We start from the raw sequence: 18,270 nt of genomic DNA, 5'->3' as shown, positions 1-18,270 counted from the left end.
ATTTTATCTATTCTATTTCAATTTTTAAAACTGCATGAAATTTCATTTGAATCTATCACATCGACATTATGTGGAATATCGCTCTTTTAAAGTTCGTACTTTACATCAGGATATAAGGTAATATTTCCTCACAGCAATCAAAAACTAAATCAATATCAGAAGATATTTTTTATCGCCTGCTTTACCCTTAAATATTTTTTATCGCGAGTCAAAAACATATATGCAAATATCAGCACTTTCAAGATTATTTTCCCAATTCTATTACTATATCTAAAATCTATATTTTCATCCCACGCCGTTTATCCAGTCTCTTAAGCAAATACTTTGTATTTTCGGTAAAATATTAGCAGTTTTGTATATTCTAGTCCCTTTGCCTCGTCATAGGCATACTTTTGACTCCCTGACATTTTTATATTAAATTAATATCGCACTTAAATGCCGCCCAAAATAAATCCTTCTTGGAATCAATTACTTTCATCTAAGAATTAAAATGCAAAATAATACAACGCTGTACACTCTTCAACGTAAGTTCATAATTAAATTGAAAATTTTATAACCAAGTCTCGTATAGAAGAATCTTTTTTTTCGGCACACTTATCTTATCATTTACCAATATATCGGAAATTTCAACAGTCTGCTTTAAAAGTTCAACCACTTTTATGAAACTCGATAAATTAAGTTCCATAAAATCTTCTAACTTATTTACCATTTTATTTTACTGATACGTTCCACAGTTTCTTTAATCCTCGGCACATTTACAGTAAGAGCAAATCTGACATATCCTTCGCCACTTTTTCCCATGCCGTTGCCCGGAGTACATATTATAGCAGCTTCATCAAGAAGTTTCGAAACGGTCTGCGACGACGTATAACCTTTCGGAACCTTTGCCCAGACATAAAAAGACGCTTTTGGTAGATTTACTTCCCAGCCTAATCCTCGTAAGCCCTCAACTAAAATATCTCTGCGTTCTTTATATATTTTTCTAGAATTTTTGACACATTCCTGCGAGGATGTAAGCGCCGTAATCGCCGCTTCTTGAATCGCCTGAAAAACACCAGAATCATAGTTATCTTTTACTTTTAAAATGCCTGCAACTACATCTTTATTGCCACAGACCCAACCTATACGCCAACCGGTCATATTATAAGTTTTTGAAAGCGAATGAAACTCTACTCCCACTTCCTTAGCACCTGAAAACTCAAGAAAGCTCAATGGTTTTTCGTTCTCATCATAATATATTTCAGAATATGCAGCATCTGCCACGACAATTATATTATTTTTTTTTGCAAATTCTATGAGTTTCAGGTAAAATTCTCTCGGAGCAACGGCGGCGGTGGGATTATTAGGATAATTTATAAAAATCAATTTTGCTTTTTTAAGAATATCCGCAGGAATAGCATCTAAATCAGGCAAGAAACCGTTCTTTTCAAGTAAAGGCATAAAATATGGAACACCGTCAGTAAAAATTGTGCCTGTGTTATACACAGGATAACCCGGCTCAGGTATCAAAACTACATCTCCAGGGTTTATAAACCCCAGATGCATATGTCCTATACCTTCCTTTGAACCTATAAGAGCACAGACTTCATCGGCGCTTAAATCAACTTTAAATCTTTTTTTGTACCATTCCACAATAGCTTTTCTGTAAGAAAGCAAACCTGATCCGAATGGATATTGGTGGTTTATAGGCTTTGTCACGGCTTCCTGAACGGATTTTATTATATGATCTGGCGTAGGCAAATCCGGATCACCAACACCTAAAGATATTATATCCGCTCCGCGCTCGATTGCTTCTTTTTTCTTTCTATCTATCTCAATAAAAAGATAAGGCGGCAGCTTCTTTAATTTTTCATTATAATGAATTTCCATTTTTTTAATTCTCCTTATGAGATTATATCTGTATTAAATTTTTATTGCCACCTGCAAGCCTCATTTAAGAATTTATTTCAAAGAAAGCACATCAGTCATGTCATACAATCCAGTTTTTCGACCGACTACCCATTTTGCCGCTCTAACTGCACCTGCTGCAAAAGTATCTCTCGAATGGGCTCTGTGAGTCAATTCAATTCTCTCACCCGGTCCTGCAAAATACACTGTGTGATCCCCGACAATATCTCCAGCTCTTACGGAATGCACACCGATTTCGTCTTTTTTTCTCAGCGCATCTGCAGAATGTCTGCCGTAAACACCTGCATCATTAATATCTCTTCCTATAGAAGACGCCGCAACTTCCGCTAATTTTGCAGCTGTACCAGACGGTGAATCTTTCTTTTTATTGTGATGCACTTCAACTATCTCAATATCATAATCGGGAATTTTTTTCGCAACAGCTTCGACGAGTTTAAACAAAATGTTTACGCCCACCGACATATTAGGCGAAAAAACGATAGGAATACTTTTTGATATTTCCGCTACTCTCTTTTTCTGTTCTTCATTAAACCCCGTTGTTCCTATAACTACGGGTATTTTACATCCTTTTGCAATATCTAAATTCTTCAAAGCGCTATCAGTGTTCGTAAAATCTATTAAAGCATCTGTTTCAGATAAAAATTTTTCTAAATTATTGACAGAAGATATTATTGGCTCGCCTGTGCCGATTGCTCTGCTTCCTTCATGCTCTAAAGCGCCTACAACTTCAACATCTTCATCTGATTTTGCTATCGCAAGTATTGCTTGTCCCATTCTTCCGGCAGCTCCACAAACCGTTATTTTCATTTAAAAACTCCTAATATAACAATAAAAATATACAAATCTCTCTACTTTTCTGACAGTAGAAAGAGATCGCGACAACCGTATCCAGACACATCTTTTTTAATCAAGCTGAAATACAGAAATAAGAGGGGTTCGTTTACTCCTTTCTCTCCTTCCTGAAAGACTCGCTCTAACAACTGCTAAAATGACTCTTTAATATAGCGGACGACGGTTATTGTTTAGCTGAAAACTCATGTATGCTACTTTGAAATAGCATAAGATCACACTGTTTGCTTCGCTTTTATTTTAACAAATCAAAATCTTTTAATATTTTTTCAAGTTTTAGTCTATTTGCTTCTTCCATTTCACATATTGGGAGTCTTAGATCAGCCCTACATATGCCAAGCAAAGATGCAGCAGTTTTTACAGGTATAGGATTTGTTTCTATAAACATTGATTTTATTAGAGGAAACAATCTATAGTGGATTTTCATCGCCTCTTTAATATCACCCTTTTCAAAAGTTCTCACAAGAGACACCACTTTGGCAGGAACAATGTTAGATAAAACCGAAATAACTCCAACCCCGCCTATTGATAACGATGGAAGAGTAAGCGCATCGTCTCCTGAAAAAAGTTCTATGTCAGGCACTAAGGATTTTATAATACTCATCTGATCCACAAGTCCTGACGCTTCCTTTACACCTATAATATTTTTGCAATCTTCAAAAAGTTTTGCTATTGTCGCAGGTTCAATATTTACGGAAGTTCTTCCGGCAATATTATAAAGCACAATAGGAATATTTACCGTATCCGCTATAGTCTTAAAATGCAGATACAAACCTTTCTGGGTAGGCTTATTGTAATACGGCGAAACCACTAACGCCCCATCACAACCTGCATTTTTTGCAGATCGCGTAAAATATATCGCTTCATCTGTAGAATTAGAGCCGGTTCCAGCAAGAACTTTCATCCTTCCCTTTGCATTTTTAACGCAAAATTCTATAACCGCTTCATGTTCTTCATAGGTCAAAGTAGGCGACTCGCCTGTAGTTCCGCACGGAACAACTCCATCAACTCCGTTTTCATACTGATTTTCAATCAATCTTTCCAATGCATCAAAATCAACTTTCCCATCTTTAAATGGCGTAATTAACGCGGTATATACTCCCGAAAACATAAATCCCCCATGATACGCTTCGTCAGTTGCGAGTTTGAAGTGTTAAAAAAAGCGTAAATTATCACAACGACGCTAAAACATCACTATCCAAACTCCAAACTGTATTAAAACTACTTTCTTCGCGCCCACTCTATATTTCAATTACTCCCTTAAATACTATAAGGGCAGGTCCTTCAAGTACAACATCGCTTATTCTATCGTTCGAATTTTTTAAAGAAACCGACAATCTATCTCCACCTCTTGCAATTATATTGACTGGAGACCTTGCAAAACCTCTGAGGACAGAAATAATTCCCGAAGCGGTTATGCCGGTACCACAGGCTAAAGTCTCGCCCTCAACACCTCTTTCATAAGTACGCACAAGAAGAGTATTGTCTTCTTTTATGACTTTGACGAAATTAACATTCGTTCCCGCGGGAGCAAAAGCTTTATGATACCTTACGGCTTTCCCATACTTAAAAACATCGATTTTTTCAACATCGGCAACAAATATAATTGCATGCGGAACGCCTGTATTTACAAAATCAACGTCAAACTCCTCTCCACCAGCTTCAATTTTTATACCTTTCTTTAAGTCTTTCGGATCATATAAATCAAGTTTGATTCTGTCTTGCGGCAAAATTTCGGCATTTATAATCCCTGCATCAGTTTCAAAAACCATTTTTGAATTTGCAATGCCCAAATCATAAGCAAATTTCGCAACGGATCTCCCGCCGTTGCCGCACATTGAAGCATAAGAGCCGTCGGAGTTAAAGTATTTCATTCTAAAATCTTTACTAGCGCTTTTTTCAAGCAATATTAAACCATCAGCTCCGATTGAATATTTTCTATCGCAGAGCTTTTTTGCCAGAGTCTGATAATCTTTCTCCGCAATTATATTTTTCCTGTTATCTATCAAAATAAAATCATTTCCGGCAGCAGTGAGTTTTGAAAAATTTACGTTCATTCTTATCTCTCCACTTTGTCCCAGTCAAGAAACTCTGTTTTCGGAGTATTCGCGCTCTTGTTTCTACCGCGTTATCCTAAAAAACAGCTTTTTTTGTAAAGTCCTGAAATATTTACCCTTTCTCTTTTTATCTCTCTAAACCCCTCAATTTTTCACAATAATCAAGCTTTTTTACCTATCGGAATACCTAAAACCTAGACTTCGTTTAACAATAAATCCTCGTATGTTGCTCTTTTTCTTATTAATACAGTTTTGTCGCCATCAATTAAAACCTCAGCAAGCAAAGGTCTTGAATTATATTCCGACGACATTGCAAATCCGTAAGCCCCTGCGCAAGTTATAAGAAGATACCCACCCTGCTCTACAACAGAAAGCATTCTATCTTTGCCCATAAAATCGCCGCTTTCGCATATAGGTCCCACAACGTCAGTTTTAATTTTTTTATCATCCGTCTTTTTTACAGGTATAATTTCATGATAAGCTTCATACAAAGTAGGTCTTATTAAATCGTTCATTCCTGCGTCGGTAATAAGAAAACTTTTCCCGCCTGAAACTTTTTTATATATAACTTTTGCAAGAAGATGCCCGGCGTTTGCGATTATTGAACGACCCGGTTCAAAAATAAATTTTTTATCCGCATCAAACACTGGAAATAATTCCGACATCAGCTGTTTAGGAGATGGAGCTTTTTGTTTTTTTGTATATTCGACGCCAAGACCACCGCCACAGTTTATATACTCAAGTTTTATGCCGTTCTTTTCTACAGCGTCAACAACCTTCTTTATTTTCTGCGCCGCAAGTTTGAAAGAACCAACATCTAAGATTTGTGAACCAATATGTGAATGTATACCGAGAATTACAATATTTTTCTTTTGTCTTGCAGTTAAATACGCGTTCACCGCATCTTCATAAGGAATGCCAAACTTTGTTCCTTTTTTACCTGTAACTATATAAGAATGAGTGTCCGGATCAACATGAGGATTCACTCTGAATGCAATTTTTGCCTTGACTTTAATTTTGCCGGCTATTTTATCTATTGCGTCAAGCTCTTCAAAAGATTCGACATTAAACATAAAAATTTTGCTTTTCAAAGCATATTCTATTTCTTCTGCAGTTTTACCGACACCCGCATAGACTATATTTGATGGATCAAAACCAGCTTTTAAACATCTGTATATTTCGCCGCCGGAAGTTGTATCCGCTCCGGCTCCGAGTTCGGCAAGAAGTTTTAAAATCGCGCCGTTTGAATTCGTTTTACAGGCAAAACATATAAGTCCCTCTTTGAGGCTTAACGCTTTTTTATAGTTTTCAAAGTTATTTACAATTTGACTCTTTGAATAAATATATGTGCTAGTTCCGTATTCTTTTGCAATATCCGATAATTTTACCTGCTCGATGTATAAGTCATCTTTCTTGAATTGAAGCATTTTTCTTCCGACTCCTCTTATTTTATAATATTTTATCAAAACCTTATATTCACTGTCAAAGTGCCTTTTTAGCACAAAACGTGCTTTCCTGCCGTTTCTTCATTTCCGAAAAAGAACTCGCGGGCAACAAATTTCGGCAAGCTTGTTCACAGCTTTTGTCCCTCAGTTGCAATAAACGCTTTACATATTGAAAATTTCGTAGAATTTAGAATAATATAAATCTTTTTATCCGTCAAGAAGACAAACAGAAACCGCGACCGCTCTATTAAATATTATCATAGATTTGCAATTATTAAAGCAGGAGGACTTAAACCTAAAATAACATTTGCAAAACACAGCAATCTTATTTTTCAATTCTCCGCTTTGCGTAAATATTACGCGTGCATACATGCGCTAACCGAAATCCATTACAAAACCATCTGGACATTCGGCAACTCAGTTAAAATAAGCAAGACTGCAAACTTTTTTATTCTAATTTTTGTTTGATATTGTCTATCTGGCGTAAAACAGATTTTTTTGAAGTTCCGCCGTAAGAAGTTTTCATCTCGGCAATATTTCTTATATCCAAATGTTTGAATATATCTTCCTTAAATATCTCTGAAAATTTGCGGTATTCCTCAAGAGAAAGCTCATTCAGCGTTTTTGAATTCTTTCCGCAGTATAAGACAATGTCTTTAACTATACCGTGAGCCACTCTGAAAGGCACATTATTCCTTGCAAGATAATCAGCTATCTCAGTTGCCGCAATAAAACCTTTTTCTGTGCTTTTTAAAGTTTTTTCTATGACAAATTTTAAACTGTCCGCCATTTCATTCATAACCTCAAGGCACATTTTGATATTGTCCAAAGCATCAAAAACAGGCGGCTTATCTTCCTGTAAATCTCTATTATAAGCAAGCGGCAAAGATTTTATTATTGTAAGAAGCGCAATTAAATCTCCAAAAATTCTTCCGGATTTTCCTCTTATAACTTCAGCGCAGTCAGGATTTCTTTTCTGCGGCATTATCGACGAACCCGACGTGAACTTGTCATCTATCGTTATATAACCAAATTCCGGATTCATCCATAAAATTATTTCCTCACAAAACCTAGTTAAATGCAAAGCTGTTAAAGATATACAGAATACAAATTCTACGGCGAAATCTCTGTCGCTTACAGCATCTAAAGAATTTTCGCTTATATTTTTAAAATCCAGAAGTTTTGCTGTATATTGCCTATCGATATCGAAAGAAGTTCCTGCCAAAGCGGCGCTTCCTAAAGGCAGAATGTCAGTTCTCTTATAGCAGTCGGTAAGTCTTTCTTTGTCTCTTTGCATCATCCATGCATAGGCGAGGAGATGATGAGCCGCCAAAACCGGCTGGGCAGGTTGCAAGTGTGTAAAACCGGGCATTACAACATCAATATTTTCATCGGCCTTTTTAACAAGTGTTTTCTGAAAATCGTTTATAAGACCTTGAATAACTCCTATTTTCTGTTTCAGATAAATTCTTAAATCAGTTGCAACCTGATCGTTTCTACTTCTTGCGGTATGCATTTTTCCACCGACAGAACCTATTCTCCGCATAAGCTCTTTTTCAACGGCATAATGCACATCTTCCTCATCCGGAAGTTTCCAACCTTTCTCCATATCTTTCAAAATAGACGTCAATCCCGAAACAATTTTCTCGCCGTCTGAAGCATTTATAATTCCAGTTTTTATAAGCATTTTCGTATGAGCTATTGAGCCGGTAATATCGACTTCCGCAAGTCTGCCATCAAAAGAAAACGATCCAATAAACTGATCAAAATTTTGCATTATTACTCCTCGATATATTTTTTGTCTATTATTTCTTGTTTGCCATTACGGAAATCAACGCCCGCTCTGTTTCTGAATGTTTTAGGAAGTTCAATTTTAATGAGAATCTATCTTTTATCTCCCCGTACATTTGTTTGCAGAACCAATTAATCTACGCTAAGATAAGCGCATATATGAATCCCCATTGCTGAATATCTCAGTCACACAATTTTCCAAGAATATTGCCTAAAACTCCAATAGAAGCTTTCTCACCATATACTAAGAAAATGTCAAAAGGATCCGTCGACGGTAGAGCGGGAATATCAGCACTGATATAATCCATCATAAATTACAAATTTTGACTTGCAACCCCTCTTTTAGAAATTCCCAATTACAAAAACTTTAATATACAAATCTCTACATTGGTCAGATGCAATATTTTAGTATTTTGGAATATAATCTTGTAAAAACACTATGTTAAAAAACCAACTGCTACGAACTTTCCCATCATTTTTTTATCTTCCTCATTCTACTCTTTTGCAGGCGATCCGAAACGTACCTGATACTGAAGCATCAATCTTCTGTCAGGTTGACGCGAATATTCATTGAGATTAAGTTCATAACTACCAATCAAAAACAAATTATCCGTAAGCTTATACCTAACTTCTATTTCGTGACGCAAGTCAAGCTCCTTATGCAATTCGTCAAGAAGAATTGAGTATCCAAAAAGAATTTGACTTGTAAGATTTTTTTCAATTGAATATTTGTTTCCAACAAATAAATTTGAAAACTTATCACTCTGAGAAACATCGGTGTCAATCTGAGAGTAAGAAACTCTAAAATCATCGATGAGTCCAGTCTTGCGTAAAACTGTTTTCGCAAAAGGCATTGTAAGCAATTGATCAATTAAACGTAAAACCCGCTGTTTAATCATAAAATTCGATATAATTCCAAGTCCCGGCGCATTTATATCTATGTCCCGTTTAGTTCCCACAATTTTTTCAAGAGCTGTATGCGAATCTATATTTGGATTGTCTTTTGAAGAAAACTTTATGGACTCCATTGATATTTTAGATATTTCAGTTCTGTCAACAATCAATTTTATAGTTTCCGGTTTGTTTTCTTTTTTTAAAAATACTGCTGTTTCTCCTTCGGCAGTGACATAAACCTGATTTTCATGCGTTCTATCCACTACTTCTACTTTAGCATTTACTATGTCAAATCCAATCCCAAAATAGTTTATTCTACCCTTTGAAGCTTCAATTATTCCGTTTGTTCTCAGATTATTATAAGGACCTCTGATGTATAAAAAACCATTTATCAACGCGTAAACAAAAGAATTCTCAAACCTCGTATTCTTTGCAGTTAGCAATTTCAAATCAAACTCTGTGTTTTTAGGAATAAAAGAATCTATATCTTCGTCGCTACCATCTCCCGGAAATGTAAAACGCGTATTTTCAAGCAAAATCGATCCCGCAACTTTAGGCTCTGCCGGACTACCGTGTACCCTAATGTCAAAACCGAGTTCGCCGGCAGAATAATCCTGCAGCAATGATTTATCCCCCATAATGCTCATTATAGGCAGTTGAGGAACGCGTAAAAAGATTCCTTTATTACCGGTAACAAGCCTTATGTCAAAATCCCTGACATTAAATTTGTTGAGCCGCAACTGACCATAAGCATTCAGTTTGCCGGGTCCAGATTTAAAACTAAATTTATCAATTTTAACCAAATCTTCAATAAGCGACATTTCAATAGACATATCTTTTGCTTTATCAATGTAATTCTCTATTTCAAAGGATCCTCCCATTGCCGAAAGTCTGCCATTACTGCTGATTTTTGCATAAGTCCCTTCAACAGATCCTTTTATAAGCATCTTTCCGCTATAGGGCTTAATATAACCTCCAGATAAATATTTTAAGATGCTTAATTTGCTATCTTCTACTTCATAAGTTACATCTATAGGCTTATTTTGCATTTTTTCAGATAAAGTTTTATCAAACCACAACGGAAAAGCGCCATGGACAGACATACTGATTTCATTCCGCTTAAACACAACGGCTTTTTTTATATGCGCATAATTATCCGAGAAATCAACTTCAACATCAAAATTGTCGTACGGAGTTTCCATCACAGACCCGTTTACCGACGTTATTGATATGCTCCCTTTAGGTTGACCGATACGTCCAGATAAGCCGGCATTTATATTTATGCTTCCTCTTACGGCAATCGGCAGATTTAAAACGTCAGTTATAAAGCGCCAGTCAATATTTGAACCTTCGATTTCAACATCGACAGAATCATTTGAAAAATCTGCTTTTAAATCTAAACAAGTTTTATCTTTTGAAATATTAAATTTCTTTACGGATATTATGTCGCCAAAAACAATAAGCCCCGAAGAATCATATAAATTCACACCGTCCGCTTTTTGCAGGAACTCCAAAGTTTTGTCTTTAATATTATAGTCAAAGCGACAATAAGACAACTTATACTTGTTTATCCATAAATTTTGCAAATCGATCGCGCCAGTATATATAGAACCGCCTTTCCTCTTTATTATTTCGCCTGATAATTTTATGCTGCCAAACAAATCAAAAGGACCCGCATGAGCGTTAATCAACGATAAATTAAGCCCATATTTCCCGTCTTCAATATTAAAGAAACCTTTATCCACTTTTATTTCGCTATCCAGAATTCTTGCGGAAGCACTGTTTATCGCAATATTGTAACCGTTTATTTCAATGTCTGATTTAACATCATTTAACTTTAATGTTTTAACATAAGCCTTTTTAGCTTGTAAAGACATTTTAAGACACTGTTTTCCGTCCTTCGCCATAAGAACGCCGTCGCCCGAAAAACTTCCTTTTAATGGAGTTCTAAAACCCACAAATGTATTGATAATCCTTTCAGTTAAATTCTCAACAGTTAAAGAAATAATGCCGCCATTTAAATAATTTCCTTTCAGTGCAACTTTTGTTTTATCCGCCGATAGCACAGCTTTATCCACTTTAAGGATACTGTTTCTGTATTCCAAATCGGACAAGAAAGAAAAAGATTGGAATAAATATTTCCCTTTTTTTATGCAAGCCGCAATTCTGACATCGGGATTGTCCAACTCGCCAGAAAACTTTACAGTAGAATCCAACAATCCGGATACGCCGTTATAAACGCCCTTAATATCCGTATTTTTAAAGGAAAGATTTCCCGACAATTTATTTTCCTTGAAATCTGCTCTTACAGACGCTTCTATACCATTGTTGGATTTTAAATTGGAAATTTCAAACTTTTTTGTTGAAATTGTCGCATCTGCCAAAAGGTTCCCAAGAGATACTCCGGATACATTGGACCCCGCACTTTCAATGATGCCTTTAATCTCATCGTTGTCGCTTAAACTGCCCTGAAAGGATGCGTACCCGCTCACTTTTACCCCGCCGACGTTGATGTCTCTTACATTAACATAAACCGAAGAAACTGAATTTGCTTTCGTGAAACCAAGCAGTCCCATTATATCGGCTGTGATTTCATCAGAATCATTTTTAAGTATAAAACGCTCTATATTTATCCTATCTAAATTTACGTCGCCTTTAGCTTCAATTTTTTTAAATTTATTACTATATAATATTCCATTAAAAGCTTTAATATCAAATTCCGCTCCTGAGTTTTTTTCATATTTCACGCGTCCGCTGACCGTTCCCAAAACACTATATTTTGAATATCCGCAAATACGCAATATATCTGAAATATTAATACTGACAAATTTAAAGTCTGCCGAAACTATTTCACCGCTTTTTATAACGCTATTTAAGACAAAGGAATTGTCATTTTTATAAAAATTGAACACATACATATCATTGCTTCTGTTTATGGTTCCCATCACATTCGCGCTGTTTATACCCGTCGATACATTGAGACTTTTGAATGCAAAATCAATTTGTCCAGACACCTCATCTATTGCGCCTGAAATGTTAACGATTCCTTTGGCATCTTTCCACATAAAAGGAATTACGGGGGCGTATGCAACATCGACATTCTTTATATCCACCGCAACTTCGCCGGTTTCCGTATTACCTTTAACCGTCCCCGCAGTTTTATTTCCAATTACGAGGCATGCCTTATAATTCCCATTTCTTGTATAGCCGATTTTGATTTTCCCGCCAGTTCCATATATACATAACATATCGTAAATGCCGTTATGATTTTTCATTCCCGACAAATTAAAATTTCTGAATCTAAAGCCAAAAACGACTAAATCTACTATATTCAATCCAAAGACAGCCGTATCATTTTGTCTTTTAAAATTTAAATTAATATTTCCAGACATACTTTTGTTGATTTCTGAAATATCAATCTTGGATTTAGCTTCAGCCACACCGTCCGCGGAAGAATTAAACTCAAATTTTCCAAAGCCGCCTGATAAACTTATTTTACAAGCATTTCCTGTTTTTGAAAAAATACCCGAAGAACCGTTTAACTTAAATCCGCTATATATCAGTTTTTCAACCGCAATATTTTGAGTTATATCCAAAGACGATAAATCAACAGTTCCGCTTGAGTTCACAAGCATATCTAATTTATTTTCCGCAGCAAGGATTGACGAAGTGTTAAAAATATTGCCTGCCGCGCGTTTAATGTGCGAATTGATCTTTATCGGAATGCCTAAGGCATATATCATAGAATCCAAGCTGATTTGATTTGGACCCAGCAATATACGCGCATCTATAATCTTCAAAATCTCTTTATTATTTTTAATTACAGCTTCATCTATAAATATTGTAATTTTAGACTCAGGAAGTTTAAAAGCAGTATTGTTTTTATCCGATGAAACGTTTTTATCTTTAGAATTTGCGTTTAAAGAAACCTCCAGTTTTGATATATCTATTCGGCTTATACATTTCATCGGAGCAGCAATATAAGCAAAAAACTTTATAGGACTCAAATTAAACGTTATTTTCTTTACCGCAAATACATTATCTACTTTTACATTTGTAAACGCCAAACTGAAAGTCTGAGGCAAAATATAAAAATTATCAAACTTTATTTCATGTCCTATTTTAGCGCGAATGTATTTTTGTATAAAAGGTACAAATATGGAAGCCCTTGCATAGTATAATAAAGAAACCAGCACAGCTAAAACAATAAGCATAGACATAATGTATTTCAGAAATTTGCACATACCTCGCACCTTTGCCGTCATGTCAAATAAACTTATTCGTAACTTGTTTTAGGATATGCTGTTGCCTGTCATTTTGAAAAGCAAAACAACTCTGTTGTGCAGTATAAAACCTTTAATATGGCAGATGAATGACAACTAACTATTTAATCGGCGTGCCAGTCAATCTCGTAAGATTTTTAAATTCTTTTATAAGTTTCACCGTCATTTTGCCCGGTTTGCCGTCAGCAATTTCTCTTGAATCGGCGGTAACAACAGGTATTATTTCAGCTGCGGTCCCGGTTAGGAAACACTCGTCTGCAGTATATACGTTGTATATGCTGATACGTTCCTCTTTCACTGAAATTTTCAGTTTATTTTTTGCAAGCTCTATCACAGCGTCCCTTGTTATTCCCATTAAAGCTCCTTCCGAGCCGGGAGGCGTATAAAGAATCCCGTTTTTCATTAGAAAAATATTGTCGCCGGTACATTCAGCCACATACCCTTCGGCGTTTAACATTATGGCCTCCATAACTCCAGCTCTTGTAGCTTCCATTTTTGCAATTATGTTGTTTAAATAATTAAGCGATTTAATATTCGGACTTAAAGAATCCTGTCTTATTCTTCTTGTGGAAACCGTTATTACATCCATTCCTTTCTCATATAGTTCTTCAGGATATAAAGAAATATTGTCCGTAATGACTATTATTGATGGCGGCAGTGTGCATTTTCTGGGATCAAGACCCAAATCCCCTCGGCCTCTTGTAACTACAAGTCTTATATAGGCATCGTAGAGTTCGTTTGCCAAAAGAGTTTTGACTACTGCTTTTTCCATATCTTTTTGCTGAACCGGAATTGTAATGTTAATAGCTTTTGCAGATGCCCATAATCTGTCCAAATGTTCTTTTAATCTGAAAATTCTCCCGTTATACGCCCTTATACCTTCAAAAATGCCGTCTCCATAAAGTAATCCATGGTCAAAAACAGAAATTTTTGCATCTTCTCTTTCAACAAATTTCCCATCAAGATAAATCTTCATCCATCTCTCCTTTCAGTATAAGATTTAATATTGTTTTATAAAAGTTTTTGCCCCTCTCAAAAAAAACAATATTCCAAATTTTCAATTTTCAGCATGGCAAACATACATTGCGTTTGCTGCTTTGTTTACACTATTTTTCCATCAGTCATTTTTATTACTTTATCGGTTTTGGAAGCTAGATCGTCATTATGCGTAACAAGCACAAGGGTTGAACCCGTTTGTGAAGAACTTTCAAATAGCAATTTTTCTATTTCAACCCCCGTAACTCTGTCTAAATTACCGGTAGGTTCATCGGCAAAAATTACCTGCGGATTATTTATCAATGCCCTTGCAAGCGCTGCCCTCTGTTGCTCTCCGCCAGATAGCTCGTTAGGAAAATGATTTTGCCAGTGTAAAAGTCCTACTTTTTCCAAAATATTCTGGGCTTGTTTGAATTTTATGTTTTTCTCACCCCATACTGGAAGTAGAATATTTTCCAAAACAGTAAAATCCGGCATAAGGTAATGAAACTGAAAAACGAAACCTATATTTTTCTTTCTCATAATACATAAGTACTTATCATCGCCCTCGAAACAATCTACATCATCTATATAAACTTTACCCGATGTAGGTCTGTCCATAAGTCCTAAGATGTGAATTAAAGTACTTTTACCAGCTCCGGATGGACCCGTCAAAGCTATTTTCTGCCCTGAAATTATCTCAAGATTGACGTTCTTCAACACTTTAACGTCAGGCGAATCTTTTTTCTTATAGTTTTTATTTAAGTTTTCTACTCTTATGTTCATTCTACGCTTATTTGTACTCATATTATACTTTGAGAGAGTAAAGCAACTAAAGTTGCGAGCTATGGAATATTTCAGTCTTTCTGAATTTTCAACTTTACAACTTCGCTGTCTATTTGCAATGACAAACTAAAAACAACACTAGCTCGCCACTCTCTTCCGTTTACCCATATCTTATCGCTTCAAGCGGCTCTAATTTTGAAACCTGATAAGCTGGATAAATTCCAGCTGCCACAGTAATAATAAACGCGCTTGCGGCAACCATGACTATATCTGCAGGTATTACTGTTACAGGCAGCTTATCAACATAATAAATGCCTTTCGGCAGCTTAAATATATTAAAATATTTCAAAACAAAACTCACTACAAGCCCAAATGTAATTCCTAAAGCAGTCCCAGACGAACCTACAATAAGCCCTTCGTAAAAAAATATTTTTGAAATTGAAAACTTTGAAAAACCCATTGCAGACATTATGCCTATTTCCTTTGATTTCTGAACGCTTAAAAGCAGGAGATTGGAAATAATGTTAAATGCAGCTACAAGTATTATAAGTCCTAAAATTAGAAACATCATTATTTTTTCAAGCTTAAGGGCTGAAAAAAGATTTCTATTCATCTCAATCCACGCTTTTACCCTGTATGGATAGGACAAATCTTTCTGCAGCTGCGACGCTGTCGTCACAGCTCTGTCAAAATCATTTGTATTTACATCAAACCCCGTTATCTCATCTTGCATTGAAAAGAGTTTCTGTCCTTCTTCCAAGTCGATAAAACCCAGAGAAGAATCAAAATCATACATTCCAGACTGTACAACAGCCGACACCGTAAACTTATACATTTTAGGAATACTTCTGAAATCGCCAGGAAACATTAAAAAAACTTCATCACCTGCCCCGACAGCAATACCTTTTGCAAGTTCATTCCCGAGAATTATTGATTTTTCCCCTATTTTCTTACCGTTAAAATTTATATCTGCAATTGTTATTTGTTTTGAAAGACCAAGCATACTATCTTCATTTTCATAATTTATGGCTTTTATTACTACGCCCGTTGAAGCTGCCGAGCCGAGACTTCTGATTACTCCCTGTTTATATATAAACGGAGAAACATTTAGAACTGCATTGTTTGTTTTTATTTTATTTTCAATCTGAAGATAATCTTTAAATAATTCACCGTCAATTCTTATAACAACTATATGCGGCTGTATGCCCAGAATTTTGTTTCTTATATCGCCTTGGAAACCACTCATAACAGCCAGAGTTACAACAAGCGCCGCAACTCCCAAACTAGTACCGCCTATAGCAATAAAAGTAGTGAGTAAAGAAAAAAAACCTTTCTTCCTCGCTTTTAGGTACCTGAATGCTATAAAAAACTCCACAGGCAACATATTCATAAATATTTATTCGGGCCTCATCGCGGGAAACATTATCACTTCCCTGATTGATTCAACACCAGTTAAAACCATAACAAGCCTGTCTATACCAATACCCAAACCGCCTGTCGGAGGAAGACCCTGTTCAAGCGCAAAAATAAAATCTTCGTCATAAGGCATAACTTCTTCATCGCCCTTTTTTTTTGCTTCCATCTGTTGTGCAAATCTTATTTTTTGCAGTTCCGGATCATTGAGTTCGGAATAGGCATTTCCTATCTCCATTCCATTTATGTAAAGTTCAAATCTTTCGGCTATTTCAGGCTGATCAAATTTAACTTTTGAAAGCGGCGAATAAACTGCGGGGTAATCCATAACAAAAGTAGGATTTTTTAAATTCGGTACAACTTTCTCGTTAAAAAGACGATCTAAAGTCTTTTCATCACTCGCATTTTCGGGCAAATCAAGATTCAAATGTTTTACCTGCTCAAACATCTTTCCGCTTTCAATATACGAGAATAAATCAAGTCCCGTGTATTCTTTTATTAAATCAAACATCTTTGCTCTTTTGAACTCCAAATTTATAGTTGAGCCAATTTTTTTTGCAGCTGTCTTGATTAAAGCTTCACTAACATCCATCATATCATTGTAATCGGCGTACGCCTGATAAAGCTCCAACATAGTAAATTCAGGATTGTGGTTTTTATCTATACCTTCATTTCTGAAATTTCTTCCGATCTCAAAAACTCTGTCCATACCTCCGACCACAAGTCGTTTTAAAAAAAGTTCCGGAGCAATTCTCAAAAACAAATCTATATCTAAAGCGTTATGATGCGTTATGAAAGGCCTTGCATTTGCTCCCCCCGCAAGAGACTGCAAAACAGGAGTTTCCACTTCTATAAAACCAAGTTCTTCAAGTTTGTGCCTTATAGCTGAAATTACCATACTTCTTTTTACAAAAATATCTTTTACTTCGCTGTTTGCGATTAGATCCAGATACCTCTGCCTGTATCTCGTCTCCGTATCCTTAAGCCCATGCCACTTCTCAGGTAACGGTCTTAATGCCTTCGTAAGCATAGTCCATTTTTCAACCATTACGCTTAGTTCGTTTGTTTTTGTTCTAAAAGGCACTCCTTCAACAGCAATGATATCAGAGGTGTCAACTGCATTTTTAAAAAGCTCGTATTGGTCTTCTCCTATTTTATCTGCACGAACATATATTTGAATTTTCGCAAATCCATCCCTTATATCCAAAAATGCCGCCTTACCCATATTTCTATAAGTCATGACCCTGCCTGCAGCTTTAACTTTTACATCCGCCACTTGCTCCTTTTCAAGATAAATAAACTCTTTTTGGATATTAGCGTTGTTCTTATCTAAAGCATATTTCGCAGGATAAGGATTTATTCCAGAATTTGTAAAATCTTTCGCCTTCTGTTTTCTCTGCCGAATTATTTGTTCGATAGGAGTCGGCGGACGTTTAATCTTTTCCATCTACTGCTCTTTCCTCTGTGTAGAATTAAAACAAAACCCTAATAGTTATATCATTTTCCTGAATTACAGTCAAAACAATAAATCTATTTTTTTACTTAAAAATCAATCAATTTCTTAAATGCTTGCAACGCTCCGGCGTCAATAATACCTGAAGGAATCTCAAGGATTGAAACCGCATTTTTTACGGGCAACACTATCCTAAAAGGTTTTAAAGATCTTATAACTTTTACAACTCTTTTTTTGTCGTCTAAATAGACAATATCCAAATCAAAGCGCATAAAAAAAGTATGTACAGATTTACATTTGTCAAACAAAAGAGCATAATTTGCGCTTCTTTTTAACATAAATCCTCTAAATCTTTTCCAAAATGTTTCCGCTCTCAATATAGTTATATTTAACTTTATATCTTCCATTCTTAAAAT

General features: G+C 35.7%; 14 protein-coding genes. All 14 read right to left on the bottom strand.

Annotation, left to right across the window (positions count from 1 at the left end; translation table 11 throughout):
• Positions 1-550: 550 nt before the first annotated feature.
• Positions 551-709 carry a hypothetical protein gene (locus tag LE179_RS04570; RefSeq protein WP_374129191.1) on the bottom strand — a complete coding sequence of 53 codons (159 nt, stop codon included), beginning with the start codon at positions 707-709 and terminating at the stop codon, positions 551-553.
• Entirely contained in the window at positions 703-1,869 is a 1,167-nt protein-coding gene (locus LE179_RS04565) for an LL-diaminopimelate aminotransferase (protein WP_374129190.1), read from the bottom strand. Before LE179_RS04565 ends, LE179_RS04570 begins: the two co-directional genes overlap by 7 nt.
• A gap of 72 nt (positions 1,870-1,941) precedes the next feature.
• Positions 1,942-2,715, bottom strand: a complete 774-nt coding sequence (dapB, locus tag LE179_RS04560; protein WP_374129189.1) for a 4-hydroxy-tetrahydrodipicolinate reductase — start codon at positions 2,713-2,715, stop codon at positions 1,942-1,944.
• A 277-nt stretch (positions 2,716-2,992) separates the two neighbouring features.
• The gene (gene dapA, locus LE179_RS04555) at positions 2,993-3,868 is read right to left on the bottom strand and encodes a 4-hydroxy-tetrahydrodipicolinate synthase (RefSeq protein ID WP_374129188.1); all 876 of its coding nucleotides are present in this window, start codon (positions 3,866-3,868) and stop codon (positions 2,993-2,995) included.
• A 130-nt stretch (positions 3,869-3,998) separates the two neighbouring features.
• Complete coding sequence (gene dapF, locus LE179_RS04550) at positions 3,999-4,814, bottom strand: diaminopimelate epimerase (RefSeq protein WP_374129187.1); 816 nt, start codon at positions 4,812-4,814, stop codon at positions 3,999-4,001.
• A gap of 194 nt (positions 4,815-5,008) precedes the next feature.
• A complete protein-coding gene (gene lysA, locus LE179_RS04545) occupies positions 5,009-6,316 on the bottom strand; it encodes a diaminopimelate decarboxylase (protein WP_374129186.1) in 1,308 nt (435 codons plus the stop codon).
• A 391-nt stretch (positions 6,317-6,707) separates the two neighbouring features.
• Positions 6,708-8,036: an argininosuccinate lyase gene (gene argH, locus LE179_RS04540; RefSeq protein ID WP_374129185.1), complete on the bottom strand. Its 1,329-nt coding sequence runs from the start codon at positions 8,034-8,036 to the stop codon at positions 6,708-6,710.
• Between the two features lie 196 nt (positions 8,037-8,232).
• The gene (locus LE179_RS04535; RefSeq protein ID WP_374129184.1) at positions 8,233-8,361 is read right to left on the bottom strand and encodes a hypothetical protein; all 129 of its coding nucleotides are present in this window, start codon (positions 8,359-8,361) and stop codon (positions 8,233-8,235) included.
• Positions 8,362-8,544: 183 nt separating this feature from the next.
• Positions 8,545-13,188, bottom strand: a complete 4,644-nt coding sequence (locus LE179_RS04530; RefSeq protein WP_374129183.1) for a translocation/assembly module TamB domain-containing protein — start codon at positions 13,186-13,188, stop codon at positions 8,545-8,547.
• 139 nt (positions 13,189-13,327) lie between these two features.
• Positions 13,328-14,203 carry a branched-chain-amino-acid transaminase gene (gene ilvE / locus LE179_RS04525; RefSeq protein WP_374129182.1) on the bottom strand — a complete coding sequence of 292 codons (876 nt, stop codon included), beginning with the start codon at positions 14,201-14,203 and terminating at the stop codon, positions 13,328-13,330.
• A gap of 125 nt (positions 14,204-14,328) precedes the next feature.
• Positions 14,329-14,988, bottom strand: a complete 660-nt coding sequence (locus LE179_RS04520; RefSeq protein ID WP_374129181.1) for an ABC transporter ATP-binding protein — start codon at positions 14,986-14,988, stop codon at positions 14,329-14,331.
• A 160-nt stretch (positions 14,989-15,148) separates the two neighbouring features.
• Positions 15,149-16,378 (bottom strand): FtsX-like permease family protein, encoded by a 1,230-nt coding sequence (locus tag LE179_RS04515; RefSeq protein ID WP_374129180.1) that lies wholly within the window; start codon positions 16,376-16,378, stop codon positions 15,149-15,151.
• A 6-nt stretch (positions 16,379-16,384) separates the two neighbouring features.
• Complete coding sequence (gene lysS, locus LE179_RS04510; RefSeq protein WP_374129179.1) at positions 16,385-17,848, bottom strand: lysine--tRNA ligase; 1,464 nt, start codon at positions 17,846-17,848, stop codon at positions 16,385-16,387.
• Between the two features lie 95 nt (positions 17,849-17,943).
• The gene (locus LE179_RS04505) at positions 17,944-18,261 is read right to left on the bottom strand and encodes a DUF192 domain-containing protein (RefSeq protein WP_374129178.1); all 318 of its coding nucleotides are present in this window, start codon (positions 18,259-18,261) and stop codon (positions 17,944-17,946) included.
• Positions 18,262-18,270 lie beyond the last annotated feature (9 nt).

Source organism: Candidatus Endomicrobiellum agilis (genome assembly GCF_020328115.1).
Lineage (GTDB): Bacteria > Elusimicrobiota > Endomicrobiia > Endomicrobiales > Endomicrobiaceae > Endomicrobiellum > Endomicrobiellum agilis.
This window is presented reverse-complemented; position numbering and strand designations above follow the sequence as displayed.

Bases quoted from the DNA above. Each gene is read 5' to 3' on its own strand.
- LE179_RS04570 (WP_374129191.1), bottom strand. From the start codon at position 709: ATGGTAAATAAGTTAGAAGATTTTATGGAACTTAATTTATCGAGTTTC.
- LE179_RS04565 (WP_374129190.1), bottom strand. From the start codon at position 1,869: ATGGAAATTCATTATAATGAAAAATTAAAGAAGCTGCCGCCTTATCTT.
- dapB (WP_374129189.1), bottom strand. From the start codon at position 2,715: ATGAAAATAACGGTTTGTGGAGCTGCCGGAAGAATGGGACAAGCAATA.
- dapA (WP_374129188.1), bottom strand. From the start codon at position 3,868: ATGTTTTCGGGAGTATATACCGCGTTAATTACGCCATTTAAAGATGGG.
- dapF (WP_374129187.1), bottom strand. From the start codon at position 4,814: ATGAACGTAAATTTTTCAAAACTCACTGCTGCCGGAAATGATTTTATT.
- argH (WP_374129185.1), bottom strand. From the start codon at position 8,036: ATGCAAAATTTTGATCAGTTTATTGGATCGTTTTCTTTTGATGGCAGA.
- LE179_RS04535 (WP_374129184.1), bottom strand. From the start codon at position 8,361: ATGATGGATTATATCAGTGCTGATATTCCCGCTCTACCGTCGACGGAT.
- LE179_RS04530 (WP_374129183.1), bottom strand. From the start codon at position 13,188: ATGTGCAAATTTCTGAAATACATTATGTCTATGCTTATTGTTTTAGCT.
- ilvE (WP_374129182.1), bottom strand. From the start codon at position 14,203: ATGAAGATTTATCTTGATGGGAAATTTGTTGAAAGAGAAGATGCAAAA.
- LE179_RS04520 (WP_374129181.1), bottom strand. From the start codon at position 14,988: ATGAACATAAGAGTAGAAAACTTAAATAAAAACTATAAGAAAAAAGAT.
- LE179_RS04515 (WP_374129180.1), bottom strand. From the start codon at position 16,378: ATGAATATGTTGCCTGTGGAGTTTTTTATAGCATTCAGGTACCTAAAA.
- lysS (WP_374129179.1), bottom strand. From the start codon at position 17,848: ATGGAAAAGATTAAACGTCCGCCGACTCCTATCGAACAAATAATTCGG.
- LE179_RS04505 (WP_374129178.1), bottom strand. From the start codon at position 18,261: ATGGAAGATATAAAGTTAAATATAACTATATTGAGAGCGGAAACATTT.